This window comes from Synechococcus sp. R55.7, from assembly GCF_047461955.1.
In the GTDB taxonomy this organism is placed as follows: domain Bacteria; phylum Cyanobacteriota; class Cyanobacteriia; order Thermostichales; family Thermostichaceae; genus Thermostichus.
In genome coordinates this window covers 1-514 of record NZ_JANSIC010000527.1, presented here as the reverse complement: position 1 = coordinate 514, position 514 = coordinate 1, and the positions used below count along the sequence as shown (strand labels likewise).

The 514-nt window shown below is 59.1% G+C and carries 1 protein-coding gene and 1 pseudogene; one reads left to right on the top strand and one right to left on the bottom strand.

What is annotated here, in order from left to right; all coding sequences use genetic code 11:
* Positions 1–253: pseudogene (locus NW820_RS13510) on the bottom strand (hypothetical protein); the annotation flags it as partial.
* An 86-nt stretch (positions 254–339) separates the two neighbouring features.
* Here NW820_RS13510 and NW820_RS13505 point away from each other — a divergent pair.
* On the top strand, positions 340–514 hold a 175-nt coding region (locus tag NW820_RS13505), incomplete at its 3' end, for a hypothetical protein (protein ID WP_414407790.1).

Here is a 514-nt window from a genome sequence, read left to right as displayed (position 1 = left end):
GGGTGTGCAGACGGTAGAGATAGTCCACCGGCCCAGGCGGGATCCCGTCCACCTCTGCCTGCCAATAGCCCTGGTCATCTCGGGCCAGGGGAAGGCATCCCTCAACAGGGGTGAGCAGCTTCAGCTCCACCCGTTCAAGCAGAGGCGCCCATACGGAAAAACGATAGCGACCTTGGCCCAGGGGATAGGCCCCAATTCGCCCGATCTCTGCGTGTTGCAAGGGAGTGGAGAAAAGGTGTGGCACGAAACTCACCCGGAAAACCCGGCTTCTACTATAGCGGGGCTTGATCCCAAGAGTCCTCAGAGTGGGTTCTCGGCTCCTCCCTCTGCCATAGTGGAATGGGTCTCCAGCGATTAGGTCTTATGCTCAACTATCCCCCCAGCTATCCCGATCCCACTGTTGTGGACATCTACCACGGGCAGCCGGTGCCGGATCCCTACCGCTGGCTAGAGGATCTAGATTCGGAGCAGACGCGGGCCTGGATTGAGGCGCAAAACCACCTTACCTTTAACT